The 14,937-nt window shown below is 37.5% G+C and carries 11 protein-coding genes and 1 pseudogene; 3 read left to right on the top strand and 9 right to left on the bottom strand.

What is annotated here, in order from left to right:
• Positions 1 to 15: 15 nt before the first annotated feature.
• The 6 genes from accD to fabB form a co-directional block, all read right to left on the bottom strand.
• Positions 16 to 873: an acetyl-CoA carboxylase, carboxyltransferase subunit beta gene (accD, locus tag D1094_RS12765; protein WP_118960505.1), complete on the bottom strand. Its 858-nt coding sequence runs from the start codon at positions 871 to 873 to the stop codon at positions 16 to 18.
• A 193-nt stretch (positions 874 to 1,066) separates the two neighbouring features.
• Entirely contained in the window at positions 1,067 to 1,846 is a 780-nt protein-coding gene (truA, locus tag D1094_RS12760; protein WP_118960504.1) for a tRNA pseudouridine(38-40) synthase TruA, read from the bottom strand.
• Between the two features lie 99 nt (positions 1,847 to 1,945).
• Entirely contained in the window at positions 1,946 to 5,179 is a 3,234-nt protein-coding gene (locus tag D1094_RS12755; RefSeq protein ID WP_118960503.1) for a FimV/HubP family polar landmark protein, read from the bottom strand.
• Between the two features lie 354 nt (positions 5,180 to 5,533).
• Complete coding sequence (locus tag D1094_RS12750) at positions 5,534 to 6,553, bottom strand: aspartate-semialdehyde dehydrogenase (protein WP_118960502.1); 1,020 nt, start codon at positions 6,551 to 6,553, stop codon at positions 5,534 to 5,536.
• 14 nt (positions 6,554 to 6,567) lie between these two features.
• Complete coding sequence (locus tag D1094_RS12745; protein WP_118960501.1) at positions 6,568 to 7,707, bottom strand: 4-phosphoerythronate dehydrogenase; 1,140 nt, start codon at positions 7,705 to 7,707, stop codon at positions 6,568 to 6,570.
• Between the two features lie 130 nt (positions 7,708 to 7,837).
• Complete coding sequence (fabB, locus tag D1094_RS12740) at positions 7,838 to 9,049, bottom strand: beta-ketoacyl-ACP synthase I (protein ID WP_118960500.1); 1,212 nt, start codon at positions 9,047 to 9,049, stop codon at positions 7,838 to 7,840.
• A 242-nt stretch (positions 9,050 to 9,291) separates the two neighbouring features.
• Here fabB and mnmC point away from each other — a divergent pair, with 242 nt between their 5' ends.
• From mnmC to D1094_RS18945, 3 genes and pseudogenes are all read left to right on the top strand, one after another.
• The gene (gene mnmC, locus D1094_RS12735; RefSeq protein ID WP_259337955.1) at positions 9,292 to 11,373 is read left to right on the top strand and encodes a bifunctional tRNA (5-methylaminomethyl-2-thiouridine)(34)-methyltransferase MnmD/FAD-dependent 5-carboxymethylaminomethyl-2-thiouridine(34) oxidoreductase MnmC; all 2,082 of its coding nucleotides are present in this window, start codon (positions 9,292 to 9,294) and stop codon (positions 11,371 to 11,373) included.
• Positions 11,374 to 11,514: 141 nt separating this feature from the next.
• The gene (locus D1094_RS12730; protein ID WP_182440184.1) at positions 11,515 to 12,333 is read left to right on the top strand and encodes a type IV pili methyl-accepting chemotaxis transducer N-terminal domain-containing protein; all 819 of its coding nucleotides are present in this window, start codon (positions 11,515 to 11,517) and stop codon (positions 12,331 to 12,333) included.
• 208 nt (positions 12,334 to 12,541) lie between these two features.
• Positions 12,542 to 12,760 (top strand): annotated as a pseudogene (locus D1094_RS18945) (hypothetical protein).
• On the opposite strand, the gene D1094_RS12720 reads toward D1094_RS18945, so the two are convergent.
• From D1094_RS12720 to D1094_RS12710, 3 genes are read right to left on the bottom strand one after another with little or no spacing between them, the layout of a single operon-like run.
• Positions 12,757 to 13,041, bottom strand: coding sequence for a YfcL family protein (locus tag D1094_RS12720; RefSeq protein WP_118960498.1), 285 nt, complete (start codon positions 13,039 to 13,041; stop codon positions 12,757 to 12,759). The pseudogene D1094_RS18945 and the gene D1094_RS12720 sit on opposite strands and share 4 nt — an antisense overlap.
• A 37-nt stretch (positions 13,042 to 13,078) precedes the next feature.
• Complete coding sequence (locus tag D1094_RS12715) at positions 13,079 to 14,245, bottom strand: ATP-NAD kinase family protein (protein ID WP_118960497.1); 1,167 nt, start codon at positions 14,243 to 14,245, stop codon at positions 13,079 to 13,081.
• On the bottom strand, positions 14,232 to 14,792 hold the full coding sequence (locus D1094_RS12710) for an elongation factor P hydroxylase (protein ID WP_118960496.1): 561 nt from the start codon (positions 14,790 to 14,792) through the stop codon (positions 14,232 to 14,234). The genes D1094_RS12715 and D1094_RS12710 overlap by 14 nt, the downstream gene beginning before the upstream one ends.
• Positions 14,793 to 14,937 lie beyond the last annotated feature (145 nt).

Here is a 14,937-nt window from a genome sequence, read left to right as displayed (position 1 = left end):
ATTTTTACTATTGGTTTATGCTGCTGGTGAGGCATGGCCCATAAATTTACCTAAAAGACGCGCAAGAGTGTTTCGCATTTCGCGACGGTCTACGATCATATCTATAGCACCTTTCTCTAAAAGAAACTCACTACGCTGAAAACCTTCAGGTAGTTTTTCTCTTACAGTTTGCTCAATAACACGAGGACCAGCAAAACCAATCAATGCTTTGGGCTCAGCAACATTAACATCACCTAACATTGCTAAACTTGCTGAAACACCACCCATTGTAGGGTCTGTTAATACCGAGATATAAGGTAAACCTTTCTCACTCATTTTTGCTAATGCAGCACTTGTTTTCGCCATTTGCATTAATGAGAACAGCGCCTCTTGCATTCTGGCACCGCCACTTGCAGAGAAACAAATAAACGGTAAGTCGTGCTCTAAGCAATACTCAACGCCTTTTACAAATCTTGCACCAACAACAGAAGCCATCGAACCGCCTAAGAAAGAAAATTCAAAAGCAGCAACCACTACAGGAGCGCCTTGTAACTCACCTTTCATCACGACTAATGCATCTTTTTCACCAGAATTTTTCTGGGCAGCACTTAATCGATCTTTGTAGCGTTTAGAGTCTTTAAACTTCAACACATCTTGTGCTTCAAATTCTTCACCTAACTCAAGTCTATTATTTTGGTCAAGAAAACTATCAATGCGTTTTCGAGCACCTATTCTCATATGGTGATCACATTTAGGACAAACAGAAATTTGTCTGTCTAACTCAACCTTATATAGTACTGCATTACAAGACGTACACTTACTCCATACACCTTCAGGGATATTTCGTTTTTGTGTTGATTTTGCTTTTGGGAGAATCTTTTCTATCCAGCTCATAATTTTACTTTTGCCTATTGCAACGAATATAAATCGACTATTTGATGAAAACTTGTTCATCAAACATCATTTTAAAAGAATGCTAATCTAAACCGCGTATTAGAGCATAGTTTAGCCTATATTTAATATAAAAAACTGGTCAGCTGTGTATCTTTTTGTTGCTTTAACATGTTTTTACACAGATGCTGGCCGTTTATAAAAACAATGGCCCTAAAGGATGCTTGGGAATATTAAAGTGTTCAGGGTAATCGACATCAACAAAATATAGCCCTTCAGGTGGAGCCGTAACACCCGCCATGCATCGGTTTTTTTGTTCTAACACTTCTCCAATCCATTTAGTTGGCTCAATAGATTGACCAACACGCATTAAACTACCAACAATATTTCTAACCATGTGGTGTAAAAAAGCATTCGCTTTTATATCTACAATAATATATTTACCTTGTCGACTTACTTGACAATGTTCAATGGTTCTTACCGGAGAGTGCGATTGGCAATGTACGGTTCTATATGAAGTGAAGTCATGGCGACCTATTAAATACTGAGCGCCTTCCTGCATAAGGTTTTCATCTAACTCAAAATGACAATGACTAATACCATGATTTAATATTGCACTGCGAATTGGACTATTAAAAATTATATATCGATAACGTCTAGCCGTGGCACTAAAGCGAGCATGAAAGTCATCTTCTACTTGCTTAACCCACTTAACTGCAACATCTTTAGGTAAGTGTGTATTCACACCCAATGTCCAAGCCACCTCTTTTCTTACTTTATCTGTATCAAAATGAATAACTTGGTTAGTTGCATTAACACCTGTGTCAGTTCGACCCGCGCAAACCACTTCTATAGGTTCATCCGCTATTTTTGATAACGCTTGTTCTAGGGTTTGTTGAACACTGATAACGGTCTTTTGACGTTGCCAACCACAATAATTCTTACCGTCATATTCAATACCTAATGCATAACGCATGTTAATTATTCACTTAAACGTTTAGATTGAAAAAATTACTGCGCATTATCCATTATTTTTTAATACCTCGCCATGCTTTGATATAAAATATTGATGTAATTAACTCATAAGCTTAGCTAACAAGTCTTCAGCTTGAGATTTCTGCTGTTCATCACCTTTTACCAAAACTTCATCGAGTACGGCTTTTGCATTATCTTTATCACCAATTTCAACGTATACCTTAGCTAAATCAAGCTTTCCAGCTACGTCACTATTATCATCTACATCAATAGCTTTACTATCTTTTGCAAACTCTGCATACTCATTTAAACCTACATCTATATTAGTCTTTTCATAGGGCTCGTTATCAGACTCTTCTATTTGACTGTCTGATAGCAAGTCATCAACTGAGACAAAATCTTGTTCTTTTTCTTGCTGTTGAGTGGCTGAGCTATTGTCTTGAGGAGTAACGTCAGCAATTAACGAATCTCCAATATCCTCTAACACATCTTCTTCTAAAGTATTACTATCAGCTGATACAGACTCTTCTTTAATATTGGCAAGTAACTCATCAAAATCGGTATTGTCTAACTCCTCAATATCTTCAATTTCACTAGCTGTCTCTTGTGTCAGTGCAACCTCGTTTTCATCTTGGTTAGGTAACTCTTCACTGACGGAGTTTTCATCTATATTTTCAGCAAGTAAATCTGCTAATACATTTTCATCTGTAAAGTCGAGGTTATCGAGAGCTTCAGAGGCTTGCTGTTCTACTTGCTCGTTTGCAGCAATTGACTCACTTTTCTCTTCATTCACTTCTGAGATTAATGCATCGATATCTAGTTCATCATCAATAATATCTTTTGATTCAGTTGTGTTTTCTTCATTAACACCTTCATCATTTCGAACATCATTAAAATCAGCATTTAAGAATGGAGCAACATATTCTTCAGTAAATTGGTTAATTTTATTAGCATTCTCTGAGGCCTCTTCCTCTAATGTTTCTGAGGTATCGATAACTTCTGGTATAGTCGTATTTGAAGGCTTATCACTCATATCTGGAGTAATGCCATTCATTGAATCAAGAAGAGCATCGATATCATCAGGATCGGTGACATCATCAGGTAGTTCATCAGCAAGATTATTTGCTGGTGAGCTTGCTGACTCTTCAGGCATTGCATCAGCCATTGAATCAAGTAAAGCATCGATATCATCAGGGTCTGTGACTTCGGCTGGTAATTCATCAGCAACGCTACTTTCTTGGACATCAACCTCTTCAGGAGTAATCTCCTCAGGCACAATTTCTTCTAGGGCAATTTCTTCAGCAGAAGCCTGCTCTGCTGGTTCATCAGTTAAATCACTTTGCGAATCATTCATTGAGCCATTCATTGAGTCAAGTAAGGCATCAATATCATCAGGATCGGTGACTTCGACAGGTAATTTATCAGCAACGCTACTTTCTTGGACATCGATCTCTTCTGGAGTAATCTCCTCAGGCACAATTTCTTCTAGGGCAATTTCTTCAGCAGAAACCTGCTCTGTTAGCTCATCAATTGAATCACTTTGCGAGCCAGCCTTTGAATCATTCATTGAATCAAGTAAGGCATCGATATCATCAGGATCAGTAACTTCGGCTGGTAACTCATCAGCAACATTATTTTCTTGAGCATCAACGTCTTCAGTTGAATCACTCTGCGAGTCATTCATTGAGTCAAGTAAGGCATCGATATCATCAGGATCAGTAACTTCGGCTGGTAACTCATCAACAACATTATTTTCTTGAGCATCAACGTCTTCAGTTGAATCACTCTGCGAGTCATTCATTGAGTCAAGTAAGGCATCAATATCATCAGGATCAGTAACTTCGGCTGGTAACTCATCAGCAACATCTTTAGATTCAGCACCAGCTAATGCTTCATCAATATCAATCTCTTCTATACCAGCACTTTCCTCTGCTTCAGGCTCAGTAATGGTATCGATATCATCTTCTTCATCAACGCTACTTAAATCACCTAATAAATCATTTAAATCATCTTGATTCAGTTCACCGCCAGCTAGCACTTCACTTTCATCAGCGTCTTCTTTGGGTGAATCTTCTTCTTCAAGTCCAGAGAGCAGTGAATCTAAATCGTCTTGGTCTAACTCGCCATTCTCTAATGGTTCTAGTTCGCTTTCATCATCAAGCAATATATCTTCAAGATCATCCAAATCATCTAAAGCATCATCATCGTCTAAATGAATGTCATCGTCGGAATCATCACCATCTAATAAGTCAATGGATAGATCATCATCTAACTCTAACTCATCATCAAGGGATAAATCATCATCTAAACCAAGCTCATCATCTAATGACAATTCATCATCAAGCGATAAATCTTCATCAAGACCTAACTCATCATTTAAACTTGCTTCTTTTTCTGGTTTTTCTTCCGTTTTCTCAGCATCAAACAACTCTTCAACAAAACTGTCATCATCTTTGGTTTCGCGCTTTCTTTTCAAATATAAAATAAAGAAACCCACTAAAATAGAAGCAGGGATGGTAGACATTGCCACTAAAAACAATGGGTTATTTATAAAGTCACTTTTATCCATTTCAGCTTGCTGTTTTGCCAACAACAGTTCTTGTTCTCGCGCTTCAGCCTTAGCAAGTAAAGCTTGTTGAAGCTTTATCATGTCATCCATCTGTAACTTTATTTCTTTGCCTTTCGCTACTTCATCTTGCATCACTTCAAGCTGTTGGTTAAAACTTGACAGTCTATCCCTCAGCGATTCATTTTCTTTCAATATAGCCTGCAAGCCATCAATTGAGTCCAGAACATCTTGTTGAATATTTTCGAGACGTTGTTGTTGTGCGGTGTCAATGGTTTGAAGCTTTTCATTAATTTCAACTTTAACTGTATCTAGATCTTCTTTTTTTACAGTTGGTTGAGTAGGTATCTTTTGTTTTTTAACAGATTGAGGTTGTTTCTTTTGCCATGCTTTTTCATCTTGCTCAGTTTTAGAGCGTGCATTATTGGTATCAATGGCCATCATTTGTTCAAATGACGGTATTTTAATGTATTGTCCCTCGACTAGGTGATTACGATTATTTTCAACGAATGCTTGAGGGTTTTCTTGAAATAAAGCCTGCATAACTTGATAGACAGTTAAACGATTATCAGGCCTAACTCTTAAAGCAATATTCCACAAGGTGTCTTTAGCACTGATAGGGCCATATTTTTCATAAGGAAAAACATCAGTACTTTTAGGGCCACGCATACGAATGCCACGTTCTTCTTCAGCATGTGCTGGTATTTGAGCGAACAATATGCTGACAATAACTACCTGCCAAAGGCAAAGGCGCAGTAAACTTTGCATGAAGACTTCCTAGTAAAATCGCTTTCTATCAAAAATTATTATGTGAATTAGATTTAGATTATTCGTGCTCTATCGCCAAATATTTGGCAATAACCGCTACGCAGCTGAAATCTATAACAGCTTATCAAACTTAAGCAAAGATTATTCCAAATCACTTACTTATGAATAAGATAATACCAAATTCAAGTCAGATGTCTTGCATTATTATGACAATAAAAACTTTATTGCTCAAAACAAAAAAACTCGCCGCCAACTATGTATTATAGTTAACGACGAGTTTTACTTTTTCTTTAATTTACTTAAGGTTGCATCAGTTGCTAAAGCAGTGCAGCAAATTAAGTTGTTAGTTAAAACTTAAATCAAATGATCTTTTATTAACAGTTCGGCAATTTGAACACTGTTTGTTGCCGCACCTTTGCGGACATTATCAGCCACAATCCACATATTAATGCCATTATTATGGCTAATATCTTCACGGATGCGACCGACATAAGTTTCATCTTTACCACTAGCGTCGCCAATTTGTGTTGGGAAATCTTCATCATTAGGACATACAACAAGTCCTGGCGACTGTGCTAAAAGCTCTTTCACTTCTTCGGCGGATATTGGTGCATTCGTTTCAATGTGTAATGCTTCACCGTGCCCATAAAACACAGGAACACGCACTGCTGTGGGGTTAACAAGTACATTGTCATCGCCTAGAATCTTTTTAGTTTCCCACACCATTTTCATTTCTTCTTTAGTGTAGCCATTATCTAAAAAGACATCAATTTGTGGAATAACATTAAAGGCAATTTGTCGGCTGAAATTCTTGCTTTCAACCGGCTTGCCACTTAATAAATCAGCGGTTTGCTTTGCTAACTCATCCATTGCTTCTTTACCACCACCAGAAACTGACTGATAGGTACTTACATTAACTCGACTAACACCTACTGCATCATGAATTGGCTTCAACGCAACGAGCATTTGAATGGTAGAACAGTTAGGGTTAGCAATAATATTACGATTTCGATATTCAGCTAATGCATGTGGGTTTACTTCAGGTACAATTAAAGGAATATCGGCTTCATATCTAAACTCCGATGTATTATCAATAACAATACAACCTGCCTCACCCGCCATTGGAGCATATTTAGCTGATGTCGCGCCACCTGCAGAGAAGAATCCAATTTGTGCTTGGCTCCAATCAAAGTGATCAGCGTCAAGTACTTCAATGCTTTCACCATTAAATTCAATAAACTCACCAGCTGAACGAGCGCTGGCTAACGGGTATAATTTATTAATTGGGAAATCTCTTTCTTCTAAAATTTCCATAATGGTTTTGCCAACTAGCCCTGTTGCGCCAAGTATGCATACATCAAATTTTTGTGCCATGATCCTCTCTCTTCTTAGTTGGACGTTTTTGTAAAGCCTAAACGATGTGGCACATCGCTGTAGGCATTTTTAGATAAAGATACACTGACTGAAGAAAACTCCCTGCGAACTGGGTATGTTTTTCTAATGGTATCGAATCCTTGTTCAGATAATTGTTGACGAAAAATAGCATCATCTCGTCTGACATCGTAAACCATTTTGACTATCTGGTTTAGTACTATTTGATCAAATTGCTGCGTTATTTCTATAGAGGAAATATTTGCTGCTGGTAAAAAGTCAGTTAAGTGATGTTTTGCTGCTATTTTCAGCTCATTACATAATGCCTGATAGAGCATTTCACTACCACGAGCTTTTCCTTCTAAGCTATAACCAGCAATGTGTGCTGTCGCTATTTCAGTAAATGGTACTAATGGCTCTAGAACATTAGGCTCTCCTTGCCAAACATCAAGCACAAGTTTTACACCATGCCCTTGTTCTTTTAAGCGAAGTAAAGCGTCATTATCTATTACTTCACCACGACAAGCACTAATAAGAATTTGCTCATTTTGCAGAGCAGATAACCTTTGTTCATTAAGCAACTTAAATGTACGGTGTTCACCTTCCATCGTTTTTGGTACATGCAATGAAATAACATCGCATTTTAATACTTCATCTAAAGGGTAATATTTACGCGTATCATTGTTGGCGTTACCCTGCTTCGCTTCGAGCAGCGGATCACACAATTTATACGTAATATCTAATGCTGATAGCTTTTCAGCAAGTCGACTGCCAGTATTTCCTGCACCAACAATACCAACCGTTAACGTTGATAAGTTAATTAAATAGCGTTCTGCTAAAACGACCAAAGCACTCAATACATATTCAGCAACCGAAATAGCGTTACAACCAGGAGCAGAATAAAATGCTATACCTTGCTGTTTCAAATAGGCTTGATCAATATGATCGGTACCAATAGTCGCAGTACCAACAAACTTTAACTGTTGCGCTTGCGCTAAAAGCGCTGCATTCACTTGAGTAATAGAACGCACTAATAATACATCGGCGTCTTTAATATCTTCAGCTTGCAATTCTCGTCCAGAAAAAGAGTGAAGATTACCTAAATCAGTAAAAAACTCTTGCGCAAACGGCATATTTTCATCGTAAAAAATATTCATTATGGATAATTAATGTCTTGTTTGATTCGATTATACCGAAATAGTTTAAAAGGTCTGTTTTTATGACAAAAAAAATCCTGATGATTAGTAAATACTAACCATCAGGATTTACTATACGATTTGATGAATTTTATTTATATTTCTTCATCACTAGGGTAGCGTTTGTACCACCAAAGCCGAAACTGTTGGACATGATAAGATCAAGTTTAGCATCACGTTTTTCAGTAACAATATCTAGACCTTGAGCTTGCTCATCTAATGTATCGATATTAATAGACGGAGCAACAAAGTCATTTTCCATCATTAAAATAGAGTAAATTGCTTCATGAACACCAGCAGCACCTAATGCATGTCCAGACATTGCTTTTGTTGCACTAATCGCTGGTGAATCATTACCAAATAACTCTTGAATAGCACCAAGCTCTTTTACATCACCAACCGGTGTAGATGTACCATGAGTATTTAAGTAATCAATCTTACCTTCAACGCCTTCCATTGCTTGTTGCATACAACGCACCGCACCTTCACCACTTGGAGCAACCATATCATAACCGTCTGAAGTAGCGCCATAGCCAACAATTTCAGCATAAATATGTGCGCCACGTGCTAAAGCATGCTCTAATTCTTCTACAACAACCATACCGCCACCGCCAGAAATAACAAAACCATCTCTGTCAGCATCATACGTACGTGAAGCTGTTTCAGGGTTATCGTTATATTTAGAAGATAACGCACCCATGCCATCAAACATCATAGCCAATGACCAATCAACTTCTTCACCACCACCAGCAAATACAACATCTTGTTTGCCTAATTGAATAAGCTCCATCGCATGACCAATACAATGTGCGCTAGTGGCACAAGCAGAGCTAATTGAATAGTTAACACCTTTAATTTCAAATGGCGTTGCTAAACAGGCAGAACAAGTGCTCCCCATTGTTTTGGGTACAGCATAAGGACCAACACGGCGAATGCCTTTATTTCTTAAAGTATCTGATGAGGCAACAATATTTGCTGAAGATGCACCGCCAGAGCCAGCAACAATACCTGTACGAAAGTTAGATACTTGCTCTTTGGTTAATTTAGAGTCTGCAATGGCTTGATCCATCGCGATGTATGCATAACCAGCAGCATCGCCCATGAAACGTAATGCTTTACGATCGATATGATCTTTAGTTTCTAAAGCGGGTTTTCCCCAAACTTGGCTACGAAGACCTTGTTCAGCGAAGCTTTCTGAACGAGTTATACCAGACTTTCCTGCTTTTAATGAGGCTAAAACCTCATCGGCATTGTTACCAATACTTGATACAATACCAATACCTGTAATCACTACACGTTTCATTTAATCAACCATCTATCATTTAAAAATCTGCTGCATTATACAAGCATTATTCCATCAACTGGTATTACAAGTATAATTTCCAGCGTACACATGTACACAATGTTAAGCTATAACAGAAAATATATCTATGCTCTTTTGACTAATATCAAACAGCTAAAGCAAAATATCCCTGATCACGATCAATATATAGCGTAAAATAACTCACTATAAATCATTAAGTGATATTTTTATTGGTACCTATTTTGTCTATAGAAAATTCTAAAAGCGCTGATATAACAGCAAATTCAAAAAGTACACTGTCCTTTAAAGAAGATGGCGCTCCCTATTGCACTCGCTTTAATGATATTTATTTTGATAGTGAGTCAGGTTATCAACAAAGTGATGATATTTTTATTTGTAGCAATAATATAAAACAGCGCTTTATTGAAGCGAAATCCACAATAACTATCGCAGAAACAGGTTTTGGTACTGGTCTTAATTTTTTATTGACCTTACAGGCGTACCAAAATGCTCAAAGTGAAAGTTCGCAAGACATAGCCCCTTTACATTTTATCAGTGTCGAAAAATATCCCTTAAATAAAAAGCAATTACAGCAATCACTTACCGTCTTACCCGAATTATCAAAATACGCAGAAATGCTTCTTGAACAATATCCCAGTTCACATACTTTAACTGAACAAGTCTTTGAAGCATCCTTTCTAAATAATAAAGTGCACTTAACCATTATTTTTGATGATGCCAGTAATGGATTAAAGCAATTATCTATTAGAAACGAGCGTAATACTCAGACTGATTTATTATGTAACTTGGTTGATATTTGGTATTTAGACGGTTTTTCTCCTGCTAAAAACCCCGACATGTGGAGTGCAGGTTTATTTCAACAAATTGCTAGATTAAGTCAAGAGCAAGCCTCTTTAACCACTTTTACGGTGGCAGGCTTTGTCAAAAGAGCTCTCCAAGACGTTGGATTTAGGATAGAAAAACTGCCATCAAAGGGAAAAAAGAAAGAAATATTAAGAGGTACGTTTCATCGTATTAACCCTCATAAAGGTTATCAACACAGACCTATAATAACAAAGCCTCAGCACGTGAGTATTATTGGCGGTGGTATTGCCTCTGCTTGTATTGCTTATAAACTAGCGAAACAAGGGGTTAAAATCACACTTTATTGTAAGGATGAGACTATTGCACAAGGTGGTTCAAGTAATGCAATTGGTGCTTTATACCCCTTATTACATCAATCTCACGATGATATTAGCTTATTTTATCAAGCAGCATTTTGGCGTGCTAGGCACTTTTACGATGACATTTTTCAACAAGGTTTTCACTTTGATCATCAATGGTGTGGCTTACTTGAATTGTCTTACAAAGAGGCCCTGCAAAACCGACAAGATAAATTTGATCAGTTAGCCGCTTGGCCTAAAGATCTTATTCAAAGTGTTGATAGCTCACAAGCCTCAAGAATAGCAGGTATCCCTTTGCAACATGGCGGGCTATTTATGCCAAATGCTGGATGGGCTGCCCCTCAACAACTTGTTCAAAAAATTATTCAAGCAGCTGAAAAAACAGGGCGTTTGAAAGTTAAAACAAATACACATATTCGTAAAATCACCCCGCTTGAACACTCTTCATTAGATAATAAAGAAACACAGTGGAAATTAACGACAAACAAAGGTGAATTTAACGCAAGTGTATTAATTGTATGTGGTGGTGCAGAAGTTATCGATATGGAGTATATAAAATCCTTACCGCTATCAGCAACACGTGGCCAAGTAACAAGTATGCAAAGTAATGAAAACATTTCACCTTTAAATACGGTGATTTGTCATAAAGGATATTTAACGCCAAAAAATAAGGGCATTCATTGTATTGGGGCGACTTTTCAAAAAAACGACACTAATACAAAGACATCTGCTGAAGATGATAAATACAATTTAACTATGCTTGAACAGTGCTTACCTGAAGTTTCAAAAAATATTCATTGGCGTGACAATGATATTAGTACGAGCAAAGCAAGGCTTCGTTGTATGTCGCAAGACCATATGCCAGTAGTCGGTGCTATGCCTGATATATCGGCGCATAAAGCCATATACTCTCATTTAGCAAAAGATAAAAACTGGCGTTATAGTGAGCCAGCCCCTGTTGTGCATAATTTATATGTGGCTTTAGGCTTAGGTGCGCGCGGACTTTGCTCTGCACCACTAGCAGCAGACATCATCACAGCAGACATCTGCAATACCCCTTACCCTGTTGATAGTGAAATGCTATTTAATTTAAGCCCCAACCGATTTATTATCAGAGATATTATCAAAAGAAAATGCTAACAACACACCGCTAAAAAACCACCGGTAATAGTCAATGCAAATATAATCTAATATAGTTGCATTTACTTGTTCTACATCAAGAAGTTACTAGCCATTATTATTTATTGTTCGCCTAGAATTTAAGACAGGATGATATTCAAAATGAACACTAAACTACTACAGTTATTAATACTTCTTTTTGTTTCAGCAATAGGGAATGCTCAAGGACAACAACTCAACTTATCTGAGTCAATCAATAAAGCTGGGTTACAACGAATGCTTTCGCAACGAATGGCAAAAAATTATATTCTTGTTAGCCAAAACATTGGCACTGAAGCAGCAAGGAATGAGCTTGATGAAAGTGCAGCTATATTCGAGGAGAATATTTTTCATTTAAACGCCTCAATACAAGACAGCAAATCCAAAGAATCACTTAAACAATTAAAAAACAATTGGTATGTCTTTCGTACTTTTGTTTTATCAGAAGCCAATAAAGATAAGACTGAACAAATTGTAAAACAAAGTACTGCTCTGTTGAAATCGGCACATGACTTGGTATTAAGTATTGAGTATACCTCTCGTGCCAATAGCGATCATTTAGTGAACTTATCAGGTAGGCAACGCATGCTTTCTCAACGATTAGCCATGCTTTATTACGCCAGCAATTCAGGCTACAAAGAAAAGATTTTCAAACAAGACATGCACAAAACAGCAAGACAGTTTACACAAGCGCTTGATAAACTATTAACGGCTAGAGAAAACACACCGCAAATCAATGAAGCGTTAGTAGAAGTAGCTAATCAATGGCGCTTTTATCAAACCAAGTTTGATGGTACCAACGAAGGAAACTTTTCGCCTAAAACCATTAAAGTGGTAACAGAATCCCTTTTAAAAGAAATGAACAGCATAACCAAGTTATATGAAATACAAAGCACTAAAGAAAATAATTATGCATCTTGGATAAAACCAGCAAACCATTAATACTTAATGTGATGTTGCCTAACTGGTAACGTAATTTATTGATTGCTTCATTTAAGCTATTGCCTATTCAAGGTAATTGTTCTGCCAAAAACAATTACGCTTTGTAAGAAGCAAATAATGCTAGCTTAACCATAAAAAACTAGGCTCTGTTGATCTTTCGCTATTAAATTTTGTTCGAGCTAAAAGCGTTTTATTCGCCCCGAGTAGTATTTGCTTAGTCATTCTAAGCAAATACTACTCAACAAAGCGTAAAATGCTTTTAGCCGAATCCTTTGGACAGCGTTTGTTGGTTATTTTTACGGCGTTATCGCCTTTTTATGTGGAATAACCACATGACAAAGGCTCTGCCTTGTACAAATATCCAACAAAAAGCTGCAAAAACAACCCCGGAAGATCAACAGCCCCTAAATTTACACGATATATTTAATAACTCAACTTGCTTTGTAACTGCTGCCAAAAATTTTGCACTATCACGCTATCTTGAGGAGTCAGTTCTTTTTTTGCTTGCTGTAAACCTAGTCCTATAGCGTTAACTAAGGCTTCACTAATCACTTGCTGCTCATCGCCGTAATCACTCGCGGCTAATGAAATAAAACCCCTAATATATCCACTAGCAAACAAACTATCATCATCTATATTCTGCTCAAATAAGCCATCTAGGTAGTTATAAAGGTTTTCCACTGTGGTAATATCTAACGTGGTGTTCATATATTTCCTATGTTTAAATAATATTGAAAGTAGTTAATTATTCAGGGCTTGCCACAGGATACAGTACCTGGTCTTTATAGCCTGTCATTATTGACATATATCCTGATAATGTTTGATCAAGCTCACTATCACCTGTATCGCTAACTAATGCTCTATTATTTAATGCACTCAATTTAGCTTTTGTGGCAATAATAGCAATGTTATCTCTACCGTTTCTCTGCGCTAATACCGCTTTAATCACACGAGGACTAAGTTGTTGATTTCCCCTACCAAAAATATGTCCTTGTCCACCAATAAGCGTAATAACAAGCTTACAAGGGCCATCATGTTGCTCGATAGTTTGCCACAGCTGTGCTTCGGTGACATCGCTACCTTTGAGCTCATGCTGATAGACCAAATCGACACCAAGCAAAGTGTTTTCTAGTCCAAGTTCCGCCATTAAAAATGCCGTTGTAGAGCCCGAGCCAATAATAAATAAGGTCTCTTCTTCGTCAGCCATTTCTTCAATAATATTGGCAGAGATATCTTGCAAAACGAGCTCATCACTTTCTTTACCACCGGATTTAACAGCTTGAACATAGCGAAGCTCACTGGGAATTTGCATCTCACCATATCGTTTTGCCTTAACAACACCTTGACGAAATAAGCTTTCGTCAATATCCATAACATCGCCTTCAGCTAAACTAACAAGCTCTTTATTAACCATCATTTCAACGACTCGGCCAGCGGCTTTAGGCGTAATAGCATAAACACCTGAATGAATCTTACACCCTGCCGGAATACCTAAAACAGGTACTTGGTTTAAACCTTTATCGTTATTTGAAACAATATTAGCAATGTTTCTAGCTGTGCCATCACCACCCGCAAACAAAATAATGTCTACTTTTTTGTCAAGTAACGCTTTAACCGCATGTTCTGTATCATTTGCCGTTGTTTGTTTAGTTTTCACTTCATGAACTAGTTCAGTGTTAAAACCAAGTGACTTCGCGCAATATTGCCCCATCTGATCATTAACGGTATATACGGTTAGTTTATCTTTATACGGTTCAAGAATTTCCAAGGCTTGATGAGCTCGCTCATTTGCCTTAGGTTTAGCCCCTAAAGCTAGTGCATGCATGGTCATTCCGTCGCTCCCTTTAAGTGCGACACTTCCGCCAATACCCGCAATAGGGTTGATAATAAATCCTAATTTAAATTGGCTCACAAAAACTTTCCTTATGATGTTGTTGTATAAAATCGGTTTTAGTTAAAGGCAAACGAGTATCGTAAAAAGCCGCTAAGGAGTTAATAAAGGCTTGTGCTCTTGCTGGGAACCCTTGCTCTAAAAAAACAATCACTTGTTGAAAAACCTTCTCTTGAAAAGCGAGACGATCGCTTTGATAACCATTCAAGTTGTCTGAAGATACATTAAACTTCTTCTTGGCAGCCACATTAAACGCCCATTCAAGTGCTTGAGGATAGACTTCGGCTGCTTCAAACGTTTTTTGCTGTTGCTCATTTCTACCATCTGGTACATACCAATAGCCGTAATCTTCAAGCAAGCGTCTTTTCTCTCCCGCTTGGCACCAATGAGCTATTTCATGAAGAGCACTAGAAAAGTATCCGTGCGCAAAAATAACTTGATGAAAAGAACATTCGTTATTCGCTGGGATATATATCGGTTCATCACCCCCTTTAACCAGCACGGTATTGTACGTTTTGGTAAAGGAGGCATTAAAAAGCTGAATTAAATCCTGATAATTATACTGCATGATAGTGTGATGTAAGGCATCTAGAGCTATGAACTAACAAATAATTAAGCTAGGCTCTATTTGATAGAGTCAACTTAAAGCTAGGTCTGTTATTCTACCGAAAACTATAAAATATACATACCCCTTTTCACTTCACAGCGAAAAA

Source organism: Colwellia sp. RSH04 (genome assembly GCF_003545765.1).
Taxonomy (GTDB): Bacteria; Pseudomonadota; Gammaproteobacteria; order Enterobacterales; family Alteromonadaceae; genus Colwellia.
Note: the sequence above shows the minus strand (reverse complement) of the source record. Positions and strands in the feature narration are given on the sequence as shown.